Origin of the sequence: Massilia sp. IC2-477 (genome assembly GCF_020707265.1) — a bacterium.
Lineage (GTDB): Bacteria > Pseudomonadota > Gammaproteobacteria > Burkholderiales > Burkholderiaceae_D > Telluria.
Genome location: NZ_JAJFEQ010000001.1, coordinates 669,760 through 686,669, shown reverse-complemented (window position 1 = coordinate 686,669; position 16,910 = coordinate 669,760). Strand labels below are relative to the sequence as shown.

Sequence of the window (16,910 nt, the reverse complement as noted above, 5' to 3'; positions counted from 1 at the left end):
TTTCACCGGTTTGTAGCGACCGGGTTCAGTCCCCCTTTGCCACGCCTTCGCGGCGCGGGTCGGCGCCGCCGTACCACAGCGGCACGCCATGCACCTCGATGCGCTGGATGCCGTGCAGGCCCGAGGTCTGCTCGCCAAGTCGCACCTTGTGGCCGCGCGCGTTCAGCGCTTCGATCGTGGTGGACGGGAAGCGCCCCACTTCCAGCTCGGTGGGGCCGTTGCGGCTGCCGAAGTTCGGCAGCGAGATCGCTTCCTGCACGTTCAGGCCCCAGTCGAGCGTGCCGACCAGCACCTTGGCCACGTAGTTGATGATGGCCGGGCCGCCGGGCGAACCGACGGTCAGCACCAGCTTGCCCGTCTTGCGGTCGAACACGATCGTCGGCGACATCGCGCTGCGCGGGCGCTTGAGCGCTTCCACGCGGTTGGCGATCGGGCCGTCGGCATCCCGCGATGCGAAGGAAAAATCGGTCAGCTGGTTATTGAGGATGAAGCCGTCGACCATCTGGCGCGAGCCGAAGGCGTCTTCGATGGTGGTGGTCATCGCCAGGCCCATGCCATAACCATCGACGACGGCCACGTGCGAGGTGGACGGGGTTTCGATGGCGTTGTCCTTGCCCCAGTGCCAGGCCAGGTCCATGCCGGGCGGCTTGCCGGCCGGCGCCTCGCCCATCGAGCGCGATCCGACGAGCTTGGCGCGCGCGGCCAGGTAGCCCTTGTCGATCAGGCCAGGCAGGCCGCGGCCAGGCAGCGGCACGAAGTCGGTGTCGGCCGCGTAGCGGTTGCGGTCCGCATAGGCCAGGCGCCCGACTTCGCTGAACACGTGCAGCGCGTCCGGTCCCGGCACGCCCTTCGCTGGCGCCAGCGCCTTCATGTCCATGGTCTCGAACATGCCCAGCATCTGGGCCACGGCGATGCCGCCGGAAGACGGCGGCGGCATGCCGCACACGGTATAGGCGCGGTAGTCGCTGCACACCGGCGTGCGTACTTTCGGCTGGTAGGCGGCGATGTCGGCGGCGCTCAAGAGGCCCGGGTTGGTCGGGTGGCCCTGCACCTTGGCCGCGATGTCGCGTGCGATGTGGCCCTTGTAGAAGGCGTCGGCGCCGCCTTCGGCGATCTCGCGCAGGGTCTTGGCCAGCGCGGGGTTCTTCAGGATGTGGCCGACCGGCCAGGGCTGGCCGCCATTGCCGTAGAAGTAGCGCGCGGCCTCCGGGTCCTTGCGCAGGTGCTGGTCGCCGGAGAGCAGCGCGTGCAGGCGCGGGCTGACTGCGAAGCCTTCTTCCGACAGCTTGATGGCCGGCGCGAACAATGCCTTCCACGGCAGCTTGCCGTGCTCCTTGTGCGCCAGCTCGAGCATGCGCAGCACGCCCGGCGCGCCGGTCGAGCGGCCGCCGACAATGCCTTCAGTGCGCGACAGCGGCGTGCCGTCGGGGCGCTGGAACAGGCGCTCGTCGGCCTTACCAGGGGCGGTCTCGCGGCCATCGAACGCCTGGGTCTTGCGGCCGTTGTAGTGAACGAGGAAGGCGCCGCCGCCGATGCCCGAGGACTGCGGCTCGACCAGGGTCAGGACCAGCTGGGTGGCGATCGCCGCGTCGATCGCGCTGCCGCCTTGTTTCAGTATCTGGTAGCCCGCTTGCACTGCCAGCGGGTTGGCCGCGGCCACCATGTATTTTTTCGCCGGCCAGCCGGCTTTTTCCTGGTAGCCGGTGGCGGCTTCGGGCGCCGCCTGGCGGACGTCCTGCGCCAACAGGGGGTGAACAGTAAAGGCCAGTGCCAGGGCCAGGACGGTGCTGCGCAACTTCGTGTTATTCAAATCGTTTCTCCAAAAGCAAAACGGGCACGCGGCTTGCGCCACGCGCCCGACATCTGCCAATCCTACAACAATTGGCATCACGCTTCAGGAAGCGATATGTATGTACTTATTTCGGTTGCATGCGGATCGCGCCGTCGAGGCGGATCGTTTCGCCGTTGAGCATCACGTTTTCGATGATGGCCTTGGCCAGGTGCGCGTATTCCTTCGGCATGCCGAGGCGCGGTGGGAACGGGACCATCTTGCCGAGCGAGTCGCGCACTTCCTGCGGCATGCCCATCAGCATCGGGGTTTCGAAAATGCCCGGGGCGATGGTCATCACGCGGATGCCGCTGCGCGCCAGGTCGCGCGCCATCGGCAGGGTCATGCCGGCCACCGCCGCTTTCGAGGAGCCGTAGGCTGCCTGGCCGATCTGGCCGTCGAAGGCCGCGACCGAGGCGGTATTGATGATGATGCCGCGCTCGCCGTACTCCGATGCTTCGGTTTTGCCCATGGCGTCGGCCGCCAGGCGGCACATATTGAAGGTACCGACCAGGTTGATGTTCACCGCGCGCTGGAAGGCGTCCAGCGGGTGTGGGCCGTCCTTGCCGACGGTCTTGACGGCCGGCGCGACGCCGGCGCAGTTGACCAGGCCACGCAGGGTGCCCAGCTTCGAGGCCGCCTCGACCACGGCCAGGCCGTCCGCTTCCGAGGTCACGTCGCACTTGACGAACTGGCCACCCAGTTCTGCCGCCAGGGCCGCGCCGGCCTCAGCCTGCACGTCGGCAATGACGACCTTGCCGCCCGCTTCGGTGATCATGCGCGCGGTGGCTGCTCCAAGCCCCGACGCGCCACCGGTCACGATGAACACATTGTTCTGAATTTGCATGGTTTTCCCTTTTTAAAAATTCTTGTGCGCTTTTACGTTAACGTAAACGTCAAACAGCGGCATTGTAGCGAACTTTTGGCAAGAAAAACCATCGGGGGCCCGCAGCCCCGTCAAATGCACTGCATGTTGGCGCCGTTGCGGGTGCACAGGCGGCCGCTGCTGCTCACGGTGGTATTGCCCGGGCCGCTGGCGTTGTAGCTGCCGCCGTTGACGTCGGTGCAGCCGCTGCCGGCGCAGCCGATTACCTGGCTGGTTTGCGGTCCCACCGGCGCGGACACGCCAGGCGCCGGGGCGCGCGGCGTTAGGGTCGGCGCAGGCGCGACGATGCGCGGCGTGCTCGTGATCTGCTGCACCGCGCCCGGACGGCGCTGGGCCTGCTTCTTGGTCTGCTGCTGGCGCTCGGGCTGCCCGCGCTTTTCCTGCTCGGTCATGGGCTGCTGGTTCTGCTGCCGGGTCTGCGGCTGCGCCTGCCCTTGCGGCGGATTGCTGCCTGGGGCCGGGCGGGCCGACGGATCGACCTCGACCTGCTTGCTGGTAACGGGCGGCTGGCCGGCCCGCTCTTCCTGCGCCTGGGGCCGGGCTTCACCGGCGGCCTGGGTAGGCTGCTGCGTGGTCGCCGGCGGCGTCTGCGGGTTCAGTACCGGACCGTAGCTGGCGCTGTCGGACACCGGCTTGCCGGTCGGCGGTTGCGGCGACGCCCCGTTCTGGGCCAGCGCGCAGCTGGATCCCAGCGCGAGCAACAGGGCAATCATGGACTTGGTGGGACGCATGGTGCACCTCGTGAGTTTGAAATGTGGACAGCTCATTATCTGCCCCTGCAAGCGGCGTCGGCGCACGCGAAACAATTCCTCACATGATTGTTGGGCGGTAACGGGCGGCATAGCCCCGGGACGGCATGCGAAGATCGGGCCAACACATATCGACAGGAGAAGGCATGAGCCAGTTGCAGATCACGGAAAACGACCACGTGCGCGGACGCCCGGACGCCGACATCGTCATCGTCGAGTACGGCGACTTCCAGTGCCCCTATTGCGCGCGTGCCCACCCTACCCTGGTCGAGCTGCAGCAGCGCTACGGCGAGCGCCTGGCCCTGGTCTACCGCCACCTGCCGCTCGGCATGCACCCGTTCGCGGAAGGCGCCGCCGAGGCGGCCGAGGCGGCCGGCGCCCAGGGCAAGTTCTGGCAGATGCATGACGCACTGTTCGAGCACCAGGCGCAGATGTCGCCAGCCCAGCTGCCACTGGTGGCCCAGCAGCTCGGCATCGAGAACGGCCGTTTCCAGGAAGACCTGGCGGCGCGCCGCTACCGCGAGCAGATCCGCGCCCAGGCCGACGAAGGCAAGGCGCTTGGCGCCAGCGGGACGCCGAGCTTCTTCATCAACGGCGAGCGCTACCACGGGGATTCGGACCGCGAGTCGCTAACAGCCGCCGTCGAGAAGTACCTGTAGGGTGCACGGCTCGTCCGTGCGCGCGTTCAACTCCTCAATGAGCAGTCGTCATGCGTGCCGGAGTCGAACGCGCGGTCGGCAGGGCGGACCACCCTACGAGCTGACCGCGGCCGTCGAGAAATATTTGTAAGCACCAATGAAAAACGGCCCCGCGGGGCCGTTTTCACACATGCGCTGACGGTTTATTCCGACAGCGCGGCGAAGGCTGCGTCGCGTACCTGCTCGACCGGGCCGACACCCGAGATCTTGCGGTACTTCGGCGCGCCCGGCAGGCCCGACTGGGCCCACTTGTTGTAGTAGCCCAGCAGCACTTCGGTCTGGTTGTGGTACACGGCCAGGCGCTTCTGCACGGTCTCTTCCTTGTCGTCGTCGCGCTGCACCAGCGGCTCGCCGGTGACGTCGTCGATACCCTCGGCCTTCGGCGGATTGAACTTGGTGTGGTACACGCGGCCCGATGCCTGGTGGGTGCGGCGGCCCGACATGCGCTCGACGATCAGTTCGTCCGGCACGTCGATTTCCAGCACGTAGTCGATCGTCACGCCGCTGTCCTTCATGGCGTCGGCCTGCGCGATGGTGCGCGGGAAGCCGTCGAACAGGTAGCCGTTGGCGCAATCGGTCTCTTTCAGGCGCTCTTTCACCAGGCCGATGATGATGTCGTCGGACACCAGCTGGCCCGCATCCATCACCTTCTTCGCAGCCAGGCCCAGTTCGCTTCCAGCCTTGATTGCGGCACGCAGCATATCGCCGGTCGAAATCTGGGGAATGTTGAACTTTTCCTTGATGAAGTTGGCCTGGGTGCCTTTGCCGGCGCCGGGTGCTCCTAACAAAATGAGACGCATGAGTTTCCTAGATTCTTAGAGGATGTTGATAATTTTTATGTAGGCGAGCAATGTTGGAGATGCGCGCGCTTGATGCATATCTGCTTACTTGATACGAAAGTTACCACAAAAGTCAGCTTTAACGCCAATTCCGGGGCCTTCCGCCAGTAGGTTTTGATGTAGCGCAGACAACAATAAACTAGCTGCGATCCGCCTTTCAGGAAGCGTAGTGGCGGCGCACGCGCTCCAGGTCATCAGGGGTGTCGACGCCGGCTGGCGGCGCGCTGTCCGTGATGTGGACGGCGATCGGGTAGCCATGCCAGAGCACACGCAACTGTTCCAGCGCCTCGATGGTTTCGAGGGGCGAGCTTTCCAGCGCCGGATAGGCCTGGAGGAAGGCGTTGCTGTAAGCATAGAGACCAACGTGGCGCAACGGCGCATACCCTGCCGGCAGCGATTCCTTTGACGCGGCGAAGGCGTCGCGGTTCCAGGGAATCGTGGCGCGCGAGAAGTACAGGGCCCTGCCCGCCTTGTCGAGCACGACCTTGACCACGTTCGGGTTGAACACGTCCGCGACGTCGTGGATCGGATGGGCAACGGTGGCCATCGGCACGCCGTCGCGGATGCGCGCGGCGCAGGCGGCCAGCAGGCTTGGGTCAATCAGCGGCTCGTCGCCCTGCAGGTTGACCACGACTTCCTCAGGCGCCAGGCCCAGCTGTTGGGCGACTTCCGCGATGCGGTCGGTGCCCGAGGGGTGGTCGGCGCGCGTCATGCAGGCTTCGATGCCGTGCGCCTGGCAGGCAGCCAGGATATCCGGGTGATCGGTAGCAACGATGATGCGCGAGGCGCCCGATTCGCGCGCACGCTCGGCGACGCGCACGACCATTGGCTTGCCGCCGAGGTCGGCCAGCGGCTTGTTCGGCAGGCGGGTCGAGGCAAGGCGCGCCGGGATGATGACGGTAAAGCCCATCGAGTTACACCGGTTCGATCTTGCGCGCCTGGTCAGCCCACATGATCGGGATCCCGTCGCGAACTGGGTAGGCAAGGCGGTCCGGGCTGCAGGTCAGTTCCTGCGCCTTCTTGTCGTACTGGAGGGGGCCCTTGCACAGCGGGCAGACCAGGATATCAAGCAGTCGAGCGTCCACGACATTTCTCCACGATTTGTTCGGCCAGCGCGGGATCGATCCGCGCCGTCACCGGCACGACCCACAGCCGCGGGTCGTCCTTCAGGTTATTAAGTTGCCGACATTTTACTGCATCCTTCTCCGTGATCAGGATGACATCGGCGTCGACGCCGTCAAATGGGCGGTCGAGGAAGTCGTGGTGGTCGGGCAGCGGCAGTTCACGAAAGCTCAGGCCGGCGCCGCGCAGCATTGCGAAGAAACGCCCCGGATTGCCGATCCCGGCTGCGGCCACGATGCGCCGGCCCTGCAGGCGCGCCAGCGGCAGGCAGGCTTCCGGACGGTTCAGGGGTTCGGCGAAATCGCCCGCCAGTTGCATGCGGAAAGCTTGGCCGCCCACCGAGCGCGCTAGCTGCGGCGTGATCTCGGGCGCGTTCACGACGGTGAAATCGCGCCGGCGCGAAGGCGGCTCACGCAGCGGGCCGGCCGGCAGCAGCCAGCCGTTGCCGACGCCGCGGCCGTCGAACAGGACGATCTCAAGGTCGCGCCCCAGGGCGTAGTGCTGCAGGCCGTCGTCGGTGATCAGCACGTCGACCTCGGGGTGCGCGGCCAGCAGCGCCCTGCCCGCCTCCGCGCGCTTGCGTCCCACCACGACCGGACAGCCGGCGCGCGCAGCAATCAGGAGCGGCTCGTCGCCCACCTCGCGCGCATCGGACTGCGGCGTGACTTCACGCGCTGCGCTTTCCGCACCGCCATGGCCGCGCGAGATCACGCCGGGACGCATGCCGGCCCCGCGCAGGCTTTCCGCCAGCCAGATCGTCAGCGGGGTCTTGCCGGTGCCGCCGATAAAGATATTGCCGACCACGATCACGGGCACCGGCAGGCGCTCGCTCTTCTTGATGCCGAGGCGGTAGAGCAGCACGCGGACGGCGGCCAGCAGCCGGAAGATCAAGGCGAGCGGCAGCAGCGCCAGCGCCAGCGGGCCGCGGCGCAGCCAGGCGCGTGTGAGGGTCGATTCGAGCTTGGAAGACATGCGGGGGCGGACGCTTGCGCGTCCGCTGGTGTTATTTTTTGGCGCCGGTCTGGGCGGCGAAGGTCAGCTTGTCGTAGCCCGCCACGCGCGCCGCTTCCAGCACGTTGATCACCATCTGGTGCATCGCGAACTGGTCGGCGTTGACGATCACCACCGGGTCGTTGGCGGCCTGGCCGTTCGGACCGCCGCTGCGGGCCGCGTTCTTCAGGTCTTCAGCCAGGCCGGCGACGCTGTGGAAGGACACCGGCACATTGTTCACCGTGTAGTTGCCCTTGGCGTCGATCGTGACGTTGATCTCGAACGGGCGCTCCTGCACCTTCTCGGCGTCGGCCGTGGGCAGGGTGATCTGCAGTTCGGTGAACTTGCTGTAGGTGGTCGAGACCATCAGGAAGATGAGGACGACCAGCAGCACGTCGATGAACGGAATCAGGTTGATCTCCGGTTCCTCGCGCTGGCGGCCGCGGCGGAAGTTCATCATTTGCGGGTCCCGTGCACGACGTCGACGAATTTCACGGCCTGCAGTTCCATCTCGACGATGAAGCTGTCGACCAGGGCGCGGAAGTGGCGGTAGAACACCAGGGCCGGCATCGCGATGGCCAGGCCGAAGCCGGTGTTATACAGGGCCACCGAAATACCATGCGCCAGCTGGGCCGGATTGTTGCCGCCGGTCGGGTTCTGGGCGCCAAAGATCTCGATCATGCCGACCACGGTGCCGAACAGGCCCATCAGCGGGGCCAGCGAGGCGATGGTGCCGAGGGTGGTCAGGAAGCGCTCGAGGCCGTGGGCGACGCCGCGGCCGGCTTCTTCGATGGATTCTTTCATGACGTCACGCGGCGCGTCGACGTTGCGCAGCGCGGCGGCCAGCACGGTGCCGAGCGGCGAGTTGGTTTCGAGCTTGTCGATCACGTCCGGAGTGACCTTGCCCGCGCGGTGGACACGGATCACTTCATCGAGCAGCTGCTTGGGGAGGATCTTCTCGCGCCGCAGGTAGATCAGGCGTTCCACGATCAAGGCGACAGCGACGATCGAGGCGATCAGCAAGAGCCAGATGGGCCAGCCTGCAGCTTGGAAAATGGCGAGCAAGAGAAACTCCTGAGGTAAAGAAATCAATTCAGCAATGTAACAAGTTGCCAGCAGTGCGGCAAGTGCAGTCCGGAACTGTTCTGCACAAGTTCTGTGGATAAAAATGTGCGCAAGCGCCCTGGTTGAAAGCAAGGTCGTTGATTACAAAGGAGATTTTCCGCGTGCGCAAGAAAATGGCAGCGAGGATGGCAGCCGGGCTCGACTTTAGTTCTCCGTATTGATCCAGCTCAAGGGTTCGCAGTTACGAACAAATTCTGTGGACAAAATTGTGTGCAATGGCCTTAAGCGAGGCTTAAGTATCTGATTTACATAGGGAAAGTTCTAAGGCGTAAAAAACAGGCAGTGTTGCAAGCTGTACTCAGCAATGGGGTTATGTGCGGTTTCTCACATTTTTTGTGGACAAAAGTGTGAGCAAGGGCGCATTTCAGATGCTAAGTGATTGATCCAAAACAAAAAACCACTACTGCACAAAATTTAATCACTCAGCAATAAAACAAGGTGTTGTGCGCAACTCTGCGCTTGCATGCACTACTTATTTTGCCTCGAGAGCATGGAGGCAAAGAAAATTCACATCTGCACATTTTTTGTGGATAAAGATGTGATGAAGCCTGTACGGGTTCTCTTAAGCCATTGATTTCACAAGCTTTAGACGCCGCTGCTACCAAAACATGCACCATGGGCTTGTCCTAGGTTACTGGCGGCCCGAGCGTGCTTTCCACAGTCAGATTCGTGTTCCAATACTTCTGGACCGCAGCCTTGTTCACACTTTTTGTGGACAAAATTGTGCGCAAGGAGGGCAAGCCAACACTAAGCCATTGATTTGTAAGTGTAAACTTTCCACGCGTCATTTTTAAGCACCTGAGCTCGTGCACTTTCTTCATTCGCGTCCAGTCCTGAGTACCCTGCCTCTTATCCAGCACTACTCACATTTTTTGTGGACAAGAATGTGCCCAAGCCACGCATATGCATGCTAAGTCCTTGATGCGTAAGGGATGGGTAGGGGGAGCAAGTTTCTTGGGCAGTCTCCGGTCTTATGGATGAGTTGCCCACAGTTTTTGTGGATAAGCCCAGCCCAGGACGTGATGCCCCATCCGTAAGACCTTGATCCATAAGCCTTTTCAATAGAATGCATTGAAAAACGGCAACTTTGCATCGACAGTGGAAACTGCGCACGTTTGGCACGCCAGGCTTGTCGATTTCGTCAAGATATGACATAAGCATCAGCTTTGCCCGACAACGAAGCAGCCATGGAATACCGAAGCGACGCCGATCCCGCCTATGCCGCCCCAGCCGTCCTGAGCGTGACAGCCCTGAACCAGCAGGTCGCGCGCCTGCTGGAACGGAGTTTTCCACTGGTGTGGATCAGCGGCGAGATCTCGAATTTCACGCGCGCCAGTTCCGGCCACTGGTATTTCACGCTGAAGGACGATGCCGCCCAGGTGCGCGCCGTCATGTTCCGCAGCCGCGCCCAGTACGCCGGCTTCAATCCGCGCGAAGGCGACAAGGTCGAGGTGCGCGCCCTGGTGACCCTGTACGGCGCGCGCGGCGACTACCAGATCAATGTCGAGACCATCCGTCGCGCCGGCGTCGGCCAGCTGTATGAAGCCTTCCTGCGCCTCAAGGACAAGCTCTCGGCACAGGGCTTGTTCGACGCCGAGCGCAAGCGGCCGCTGCCGCTGTTCCCGCGCACCATCGGCATCGTCACCAGCCCGCAGGCCGCAGCCCTGCGCGACGTGCTCACCGCCCTGCGCCGCCGCGCACCGCACGTGCGGGTGATCCTCTACCCTGCCCCGGTCCAGGGCCAGTTCGCCGCCGACAAGATCGCCGAAGCCATCATGACCGCCTCCCGCCGGCAGGAAGCCGACGTGCTGCTGGTCTGCCGCGGCGGCGGTTCGATCGAGGACCTGTGGAGTTTCAATGAAGAGTGCGTGGCGCGCGCCATCGATGCCTGCGCCATTCCCGTGGTGTCGGGCGTGGGCCACGAGACTGACGTCACCATTGCCGACTTCGCCGCCGACGTGCGCGCCGCTACCCCGACCGCCGCCGCCGAACTGGCGGCCACGCCGCGCGCCGACTGGCTCGCCTCGCTCGAGAGCGACGCCCAGGACCTGCGCCGCGCCATGCGCCGCACGCTGTCTGAGGCCAGCCAGGGCCTGGACGGCTACAGCCGGCGCCTGTTGAGCCCATCGGCCCAGATCCGTCACCAGCGCGTGAAGCTGCTGTCGATGGCGGCCGCGCTGACGCACGCGGTGCGCACGCCTGTGAACCGCCAGAGCCTGGTGCTGGCCCAACTGCAGCAGCGCTGGATGCGCCACCGCCCCGACATGCGGGCGATGCGCGCGCAGTTGCTGGCCGACGGCCGCCACCTGAACGCCAGCCTGTGCAACGCTGTCAAACGGCGGCGCGACGCACTGGAGGCGCTGTCGGCCCAGCTGGAACTGCTGAACCCGCAGCGCACGCTCGAACGCGGTTATGCCATCGTCAGTAACGCCAAGGGCGAGGTGCTGCGCGACCCGGGCCAGATCAAGGCGCGCAACAAGCTGAGCGTGCGCCTGGCCGGTGGTACCGCCGTGATCGGCGTGTCCTCCGTGCAGGGTGCGCCGGGTGACGCACCTGAGTAACTGGCCAAGCATGCAACATCGCGCCATCCGGTTTAGAATAGCGCGGTTTTGGAACAAAACCCGTCCAACCAACGCACAAGGAATAGAACATGGAACATACCCTGCCGCCACTGCCGTATGCTAAGGATGCCCTGCAGCCGCACATCTCGGCCGAGACCCTGGAATACCACCACGGCAAGCACCACCAGACCTATGTCACCAACCTGAACAACATGATCAAGGGCACGGAGTACGAAAACCTGTCCCTGGAAGAGATCATCAAGAAGTCGACCGGCGGTGTGTTCAACAACTCGGCCCAAGTGTGGAACCACACCTTCTTCTGGAACTGCATGTCGCCGAACGGCGGCGGCGCGCCGACCGGCAAGGTGGCTGAAGCCATCAACGCCAAGTGGGGCTCGTTCGACAAGTTCAAGGAAGAGTTCAACAAGTCGGCACTGGGCAACTTCGGTTCCGGCTGGACCTGGCTGGTGCAGAAGGCCGACGGCAGCGTCGACATCGTCAACACCTCGAACGCCGGCACCCCGCTGACCACCTCGGACAAGCCGCTGCTGACCGCCGACGTCTGGGAGCACGCCTACTACATCGACTACCGCAACGCCCGCGCCAAGTTCCTGGAAGCGTTCTGGAACGTCGCCAACTGGGACTTCGTGAACCAGAACCTGGCCTGAGCCATCCTCAGCGCGTAGCTCTGCCAACAGCCCGCCCAGCGGGCTGTTGTCCGTTTACAAGGCCTTGTTCCCAGCTCTGGTACATTTCTGCAGGGCGCAATCATGAGGTATTGCGGCGCAGTCATATAAGCAGACTACTTCCTGGGAGAAGCAATGGGCATTCGGGGCGCAGACAATCAAATCGACAATATCGAGTTCAACGTCCTCGATATTGCTCGGAGCAAGAAGTTCTATGGCGAGGTATTCGGCTGGACTTTCGTCGATTATGGCCCTGCCTATACCGAATTCACAGACAAGCGGCTGACAGGCGGCTTCACGACGGGAGAGCCTGTCCGGCCAGGCGGCCCCTTGATCATCCTCCACTGTGAGGATTTAACACAGGCTGAAACCAGGATCAGGAACGCAGGAGGCCACATTAGCCGCGAGGTCTTTTCATTCCCCGGCGGACGACGCTTCCATTTCATCGATCCGGACGGCTATGAGCTCGCGGTGTGGTCGGCAGCGGACCCATCGGACTGACGCTATTTCATGCTGCCGCCTTGCCCGACCGTCGCCAGGATCCAGGCGCTGACCGTGTTCAGCGCAAGCGGTGCGATGCTCTCTTCGATCTCCGCGTATTCCGATGCGGCGCCGGTGCGTGCGGTCTGGAACAGGTGGTTCAGGGCCGGCAATTCTTCCACGACGGCGCGCGGGTTGTGCGCCAGCGCGGCGCGGATCGCGGACAAGTCCAGCTCGGCCGGCACCTGCAGGTCGCGCTCGCCGTTCAGGGCCAGGATCGGCTGGCGCACGGACTGCAGGACGGGGCCGGGTTCATGACGCAAGAAATTGTGGAACCAGGGCGTGGTGAATGCCCTGGCGCGGACCGCGGCCGTACCTGGCGGCAGGATGCCCTTGCGTTCGCCCTCCTCCATGACCTGGCGCGCCTTGTCGCCGGCCACCTCTGGCCGCGCCTCGGCCACAATCGCCGCGAACACCGCGCGGTTCAGCGCACGCTCCCGGTCCACTGCCTCGGCGGATGCGCCGGCAGCACTGGCCGCCAGGGCGAGCTGCTCGACCATCAGCAGCTCGCCGCGCACGCCGGGGCCCGCCAGCATCACGACAAACGCCAGCTTCGGATCGCGCGCCGCCACCATCGGTGCGATCATGCCCCCTTCCGAGTGACCGACCATGCCGATCCGTGTTGCGTCGACTTCGGGACGGGCGCGCAGGAAGGCGACCGCCGCCTCGGCATCGCTGGCGAAATCGTCGGTCGTCGCGCTCTGGTATACGCCACCCGATTTGCCGACGCCGCGCTTGTCGTAGCGTAGTACCGCGATGCCGCGGCTGCTCAGGTGGTCGGCCAGCACCAGGAACGGCTTGTGCCCGAGGATCGTCTCGTCGCGGTCGATGGGGCCGGAGCCGTGCACCAGCACCACCGCCGGAAACGGGCCCTTGCCGCGCGGGACCGTGAAGCTGCCGGCCAGCGCATGGCCACCGCCTGCCGGATTGGCGAAGCCGACATCGAGGCTGGTGTAGCTCGCCTGGCGCGCGGCGATCGCTTCCAGCTGCGGACGGCGCAGCTGGCCCGCGGTGGCCTCGCTGCGCTCCAGGCGCAGGGGCACGGTCTGGCCGTTCTGGCTCCAGCTACCGATCCAGGCCTTGTCCTGCTCGCTCCAGCGCGCCGTGAAGCCGGCGTTCAGCGGCAGCAGCTTGAAGCCGAGCTGCTCTGCGCCGACCTCGAGCTGATCCACTTTCGTCGTGAAACCCTGCTGCGGCACCTTGAGCGTGCCTTCCCACTTGCCGTCCGCCGTCTTGCCGAACTGGAGGAACAAGCGCAGGGAATTCGCGATGCTGCCCTTCCAATGGCCGCTGGCGTCAACCGCGTGAGCGGGACTTGCAGCCAGGGTAAAGGCGGCCACCAGGCCCAGGAGTGTCGATTTCATCCGTGGTCTCTTTCTTGTGCTTCGATGGCGCCAGCTTAGCCCGGCACCCATCCAGCCTCAACAAGAATCGGACGAATTCCAGGTCCACACGCTAGTACGAAACTTGTTGACAAGAAAAGCAGTTCGTACGATCCTCGCTAAAACGTTGCAGTAAATCGTTTTAGTAAGCGTGTTGGCTGAGGTGCTGTATGCGCCTCGTTCGTGAAGTCACCCGCATGCATATCACATGCAAAAAATTTTCCCTATTTACTAAAACGTTGCAGTACAACGTTTTATAGGCTTATTTGCATTCTGCTGTCGTCACAAAACCAAATAATGGAGACAACCATGGCAGTCCAGCAGCGATATCCGCAACTCCGCACCTCCCTCACACCGATCGCCGCCGCCCTGGCGATCCTGCAGTTCGCCACACCCGTGCACGCCCAGGAAGCGCCCGCCCCCGCCGATGCGCCGCAACTCGAAACGGTGGTCGTCTCGGCCAACCGGCGCATCGAGAAGCTCGAAGACGTGCCGATGTCGATTTCCGTGTTGACTGAAGAGGCGCTCACGCGCAACAACGTCCGCGAGTTCGACGATATCGTCAACCTGTCGCCTGCCCTGACGATCTCGCACGGCACCCAGGTGGGCACCAACAGCATCAACATGCGCGGCATCGGCACCACCTCGAACAACATCGGCATCGAAGGCGATGTCGCGATCATCGTCGACGACATGCCCTATGCCCAGGCACAGCAGGCGTTTCGCGACCAGGCCGACGTGGCGCGCATCGAGATCCTCAAGGGCCCGCAGAGCACGATGTTCGGCAAGAGCGCGATTGCCGGGGCCGTGGTCATTACCACCAAGCCGATCGGCGCCGGTCCGATGAAAGGCAAGCTGTCGCTGTTCAAGAGCAGCGACGACGAATACCGGGTCGCCACCTCCGTCAGCGGGCGGGTGTCCGAGAAGCTCGGCTTGCGCGTGTTCGCCAGCAAGACCAATTTCCCGGGCCTGTTGCATAACCTCACTACCGACAGCATGCAGAACGGCTCGGGCGGCAAGACCTTCTTCGCCAAGCTGCAATGGCAGCTCACCCCGGACCTGGACGTGCAGATCTCGCCGCGCTACGACCATTCGCTCAGGACCGGCAACACGGCCGCGATCACCTCGATCGGACCGGGTGTCGGCTACCTGTACAACAGGAACTACACGGCGCTGTCGAACATCCAGGTACTGCGCGGGATCGCCGTCACCCCGTTCAACACGACCATCCGCAACGACTCCCCGACCGGTCTGGATGCCTCCGACCGCGGCGTCGGCGTGCGTATCAACTACCAGTTCCCGGAAGCCTCGCCGCTGGCCGGCCATGCGCTCACCTCGATCACTTCGATCGACAAGAACCGCTCGAACGATTTCCGCGACAACGACAACATCGACCTGATCTCCACCTTCTACCAGGTGGACCATTCGGGCAAGCCGTCCGGCATCGCCGAGCCGCCGATGATCAACGGGACCCTGGACACCAAGATGTCGAGCCAGGAACTGCGCCTGACCTCACCCGACAGCGGCGCGCTGCGCTACCTGGTCGGCCTGTGGCTGGCGCGCACCAGCGTCGACCGCTACTACCTGCGCGGCAATCCCTTCGTCAAGGAGACCAACTGGACCAACTACCACACCACCTCGGCCAGCCTGAACCGCGCGATCTACGCCAACGGCAGCTGGGACTTCATGCCGCGCCACACCCTCACGGCGGGCCTGCGCTTCACGCGCGAGTCGAACGATTACATGTTCCACACGATCGACAGCCTGTCCTCGAGCGCGCCCAACAATGTCCACACCGGCTCGCACCTCTACACCGCCCCACGCCATCACGAGAACTACGTCACCGGCAAGCTCGGTTATGGCTACAAGCTCACGCCGGAGACGATGGTGTACGGCACCGCGTCGACCGGCACCAAGGGCGTGGCCTACGACATGACGAGCGGCGCCAACAACGTCAACGTGTTCAAGCGCCTGCCGCTGGCGCCCGAGGAAGCCACCAGCTTCGAGGCCGGCTTCAAGGCCAACCTCTGGAACAACCGGGCCACGTTGAACGTGGCGCTGTTCAAGACCAGCTTCCGCGACTACCAGACCTCGGCCACCGAGCGCTTCTCGGACGGCAGCCAGGCCAGTGTCCTGTACAGCATCCCGAAGGTGCAGACCCAGGGCTTCGAGCTGGACGCCACGGCGCTGCTGGCGCGCTCCTTCCTGCTGACGGCGAACCTGGCCTTCACCCGCGCCACGGTGGAGGAATGGACGCAAGGTCCCTGCTATAGCGGCGCCACCGACTGCACCGTGCCGAACCAGCTGGTGCCGGGCGCCTTCCTGCGCGACGCCAGCGGCGGCATGATGCCGAATTCGCCGAAGTGGAAGATGAACCTGGGCGGCGAATACACGCTGCCGCTGGCGATGCCCTACAGGATGGCCATCAACGCCAACTGGCGCGCCCAGTCCAAGGTGCAGGGCGCGATCAGCCAGGACCCGAGCCTGCAACGGCCCGGCCACGGCATCGTCGACCTGGGCGCGTCGATCGCCGACAGCCGCGGAAAATACAAGTTTTCGGTCGGGGTCAAGAACCTGTTCGACCATCATTACGCGGCCGGTAATGTCGGCTCCTTCCTGAACTTCCGGCAGGTGTCGGGGCCGGACATCCGCTCGTATGGCTGGCAACCGGCGCGTGACGCGTTCCGCTATTACACTGCCCGGCTGGACGTGAATTTCTGAAGCGTTTTAAACAAGGAACCCATGAGATGAGTGTCACCACATTGCGCCGCCTTGCCTTTATCCTGTGCCTGGCAAGCTGCCAGGTATTCGCCCAGGGATACCCCGACGAGAACCCGTCGCTGCCGTACGCAAAACAGGACGACGGCAAGTTCCTCAGGAAGCACGGGGTCAACCTGGCGCGTGCCAAAAGCGGACCGGTCGGGCTGCTGTTCATCGGCGACTCGATCACCGACAACTGGCGCAAGGCGCCGCACATCTGGGACGCGTACTACGGCAAGTACCAGGCCGCCAACTTCGGCATCGGCGGCGACCGCACCCAGCATGTCATCTGGCGCATCGAGCACGGTGAGCTGGACGGGATCGCGCCGAAAGTCACGGTCCTGATGCTGGGCACGAACAACAGCCTGCATAACAGCGCAGCCGAGATCGCGGCGGCGAACCGCAAGATCATCGGCATGATCCGCACCCGCCTGCCGCACACCAAGGTGCTGCTGCTCGGCGTATTCCCGCGCGGGCCGCGCGACCGTTTCGGCGGACCGGTCACGCCTGCGCTGGTGGCGGAAGCGGCCACGCGGATGGCCACGATCGACGCATTGAATAGCGAGCTGGCGAAGATGGACGACGGCAAGACCGTGCGCTACCTGGACATCTCCAGGGCGTTTCTCGGCCAGGACGGCAAGATCCCTTTCTCCATCATGCCCGACCAGCTGCATCCGGGCGCCGCTGGCTATCAGATATGGGCGGATGCCATGCAGCCGCTGCTGGATGAGATGATGAAGTAAG

General features: G+C 64.1%; 16 protein-coding genes. 6 read left to right on the top strand and 10 right to left on the bottom strand.

Annotated elements, in window-relative coordinates; genetic code table 11:
• Positions 1 to 25: 25 nt before the first annotated feature.
• The 3 genes from ggt to LK542_RS03090 all read right to left on the bottom strand — a co-directional run bounded on the left by ggt (position 26) and on the right by LK542_RS03090 (position 3,445).
• Positions 26 to 1,888, bottom strand: coding sequence for a gamma-glutamyltransferase (gene ggt / locus LK542_RS03100; RefSeq protein ID WP_227810753.1), 1,863 nt, complete (start codon positions 1,886 to 1,888; stop codon positions 26 to 28).
• A 28-nt stretch (positions 1,889 to 1,916) separates the two neighbouring features.
• Entirely contained in the window at positions 1,917 to 2,675 is a 759-nt protein-coding gene (locus tag LK542_RS03095) for a 3-hydroxyacyl-CoA dehydrogenase (protein WP_227800505.1), read from the bottom strand.
• Between the two features lie 110 nt (positions 2,676 to 2,785).
• Positions 2,786 to 3,445: a hypothetical protein gene (locus LK542_RS03090; RefSeq protein ID WP_227810752.1), complete on the bottom strand. Its 660-nt coding sequence runs from the start codon at positions 3,443 to 3,445 to the stop codon at positions 2,786 to 2,788.
• 164 nt (positions 3,446 to 3,609) lie between these two features.
• Here LK542_RS03090 and LK542_RS03085 point away from each other — a divergent pair, with 164 nt between their 5' ends.
• Positions 3,610 to 4,122, top strand: a complete 513-nt coding sequence (locus LK542_RS03085) for a thioredoxin domain-containing protein (protein ID WP_227800503.1) — start codon at positions 3,610 to 3,612, stop codon at positions 4,120 to 4,122.
• 182 nt (positions 4,123 to 4,304) lie between these two features.
• On the opposite strand, the gene adk is transcribed toward LK542_RS03085, so the two are convergent.
• The 6 genes from adk to LK542_RS03055 all read right to left on the bottom strand — a co-directional run bounded on the left by adk (position 4,305) and on the right by LK542_RS03055 (position 8,177).
• Positions 4,305 to 4,961: an adenylate kinase gene (gene adk, locus LK542_RS03080; protein WP_227810751.1), complete on the bottom strand. Its 657-nt coding sequence runs from the start codon at positions 4,959 to 4,961 to the stop codon at positions 4,305 to 4,307.
• A 196-nt stretch (positions 4,962 to 5,157) separates the two neighbouring features.
• On the bottom strand, positions 5,158 to 5,910 hold the full coding sequence (gene kdsB / locus LK542_RS03075; protein WP_227810750.1) for a 3-deoxy-manno-octulosonate cytidylyltransferase: 753 nt from the start codon (positions 5,908 to 5,910) through the stop codon (positions 5,158 to 5,160).
• Positions 5,911 to 5,914: 4 nt separating this feature from the next.
• Positions 5,915 to 6,085, bottom strand: coding sequence for a Trm112 family protein (locus LK542_RS03070; protein ID WP_227800500.1), 171 nt, complete (start codon positions 6,083 to 6,085; stop codon positions 5,915 to 5,917).
• Complete coding sequence (gene lpxK, locus LK542_RS03065) at positions 6,066 to 7,094, bottom strand: tetraacyldisaccharide 4'-kinase (RefSeq protein WP_227810749.1); 1,029 nt, start codon at positions 7,092 to 7,094, stop codon at positions 6,066 to 6,068. The genes LK542_RS03070 and lpxK overlap by 20 nt, the downstream gene beginning before the upstream one ends.
• A gap of 31 nt (positions 7,095 to 7,125) precedes the next feature.
• Positions 7,126 to 7,569, bottom strand: a complete 444-nt coding sequence (locus LK542_RS03060; protein ID WP_227810813.1) for a biopolymer transporter ExbD — start codon at positions 7,567 to 7,569, stop codon at positions 7,126 to 7,128.
• Positions 7,569 to 8,177 carry a MotA/TolQ/ExbB proton channel family protein gene (locus LK542_RS03055; RefSeq protein WP_227810748.1) on the bottom strand — a complete coding sequence of 203 codons (609 nt, stop codon included), beginning with the start codon at positions 8,175 to 8,177 and terminating at the stop codon, positions 7,569 to 7,571. Before LK542_RS03055 ends, LK542_RS03060 begins: the two co-directional genes overlap by 1 nt.
• Positions 8,178 to 9,424: 1,247 nt before the next feature.
• Between LK542_RS03055 and xseA the strand changes: the two genes are divergently transcribed.
• From xseA to LK542_RS03040, 3 genes are all read left to right on the top strand, one after another.
• On the top strand, positions 9,425 to 10,798 hold the full coding sequence (gene xseA, locus LK542_RS03050) for an exodeoxyribonuclease VII large subunit (RefSeq protein ID WP_227810747.1): 1,374 nt from the start codon (positions 9,425 to 9,427) through the stop codon (positions 10,796 to 10,798).
• 89 nt (positions 10,799 to 10,887) lie between these two features.
• Positions 10,888 to 11,466: a superoxide dismutase gene (locus LK542_RS03045; RefSeq protein ID WP_227810746.1), complete on the top strand. Its 579-nt coding sequence runs from the start codon at positions 10,888 to 10,890 to the stop codon at positions 11,464 to 11,466.
• A gap of 153 nt (positions 11,467 to 11,619) precedes the next feature.
• A complete protein-coding gene (locus tag LK542_RS03040; RefSeq protein WP_227810745.1) occupies positions 11,620 to 11,985 on the top strand; it encodes a VOC family protein in 366 nt (121 codons plus the stop codon).
• Positions 11,986 to 11,987: 2 nt separating this feature from the next.
• Here LK542_RS03040 and LK542_RS03035 read toward each other — a convergent pair whose 3' ends face one another.
• Positions 11,988 to 13,388 (bottom strand): S9 family peptidase, encoded by a 1,401-nt coding sequence (locus tag LK542_RS03035; protein WP_227810744.1) that lies wholly within the window; start codon positions 13,386 to 13,388, stop codon positions 11,988 to 11,990.
• Between the two features lie 327 nt (positions 13,389 to 13,715).
• Between LK542_RS03035 and LK542_RS03030 the strand changes: the two genes are divergently transcribed.
• Together LK542_RS03030 and LK542_RS03025 are read left to right on the top strand one after the other, a co-directional pair.
• Positions 13,716 to 16,127, top strand: coding sequence for a TonB-dependent receptor (locus tag LK542_RS03030; RefSeq protein ID WP_227810743.1), 2,412 nt, complete (start codon positions 13,716 to 13,718; stop codon positions 16,125 to 16,127).
• 26 nt (positions 16,128 to 16,153) lie between these two features.
• Positions 16,154 to 16,909 carry a GDSL-type esterase/lipase family protein gene (locus LK542_RS03025; RefSeq protein ID WP_227810742.1) on the top strand — a complete coding sequence of 252 codons (756 nt, stop codon included), beginning with the start codon at positions 16,154 to 16,156 and terminating at the stop codon, positions 16,907 to 16,909.
• Position 16,910: the final 1 nt, after the last annotated feature.

Excerpts from the sequence above, each read along its gene's own strand:
- xseA (WP_227810747.1), top strand. The coding sequence starts at position 9,425 with ATGGAATACCGAAGCGACGCCGATCCCGCCTATGCCGCCCCAGCCGTC.
- LK542_RS03090 (WP_227810752.1), bottom strand. The coding sequence starts at position 3,445 with ATGCGTCCCACCAAGTCCATGATTGCCCTGTTGCTCGCGCTGGGATCC.
- adk (WP_227810751.1), bottom strand. The coding sequence starts at position 4,961 with ATGCGTCTCATTTTGTTAGGAGCACCCGGCGCCGGCAAAGGCACCCAG.
- LK542_RS03035 (WP_227810744.1), bottom strand. The coding sequence starts at position 13,388 with ATGAAATCGACACTCCTGGGCCTGGTGGCCGCCTTTACCCTGGCTGCA.
- LK542_RS03045 (WP_227810746.1), top strand. The coding sequence starts at position 10,888 with ATGGAACATACCCTGCCGCCACTGCCGTATGCTAAGGATGCCCTGCAG.
- LK542_RS03085 (WP_227800503.1), top strand. The coding sequence starts at position 3,610 with ATGAGCCAGTTGCAGATCACGGAAAACGACCACGTGCGCGGACGCCCG.
- ggt (WP_227810753.1), bottom strand. The coding sequence starts at position 1,888 with ATGCCAATTGTTGTAGGATTGGCAGATGTCGGGCGCGTGGCGCAAGCC.
- LK542_RS03095 (WP_227800505.1), bottom strand. The coding sequence starts at position 2,675 with ATGCAAATTCAGAACAATGTGTTCATCGTGACCGGTGGCGCGTCGGGG.
- kdsB (WP_227810750.1), bottom strand. The coding sequence starts at position 5,910 with ATGGGCTTTACCGTCATCATCCCGGCGCGCCTTGCCTCGACCCGCCTG.
- lpxK (WP_227810749.1), bottom strand. The coding sequence starts at position 7,094 with ATGTCTTCCAAGCTCGAATCGACCCTCACACGCGCCTGGCTGCGCCGC.
- LK542_RS03060 (WP_227810813.1), bottom strand. The coding sequence starts at position 7,569 with ATGAACTTCCGCCGCGGCCGCCAGCGCGAGGAACCGGAGATCAACCTG.
- LK542_RS03030 (WP_227810743.1), top strand. The coding sequence starts at position 13,716 with ATGGCAGTCCAGCAGCGATATCCGCAACTCCGCACCTCCCTCACACCG.
- LK542_RS03025 (WP_227810742.1), top strand. The coding sequence starts at position 16,154 with ATGAGTGTCACCACATTGCGCCGCCTTGCCTTTATCCTGTGCCTGGCA.
- LK542_RS03040 (WP_227810745.1), top strand. The coding sequence starts at position 11,620 with ATGGGCATTCGGGGCGCAGACAATCAAATCGACAATATCGAGTTCAAC.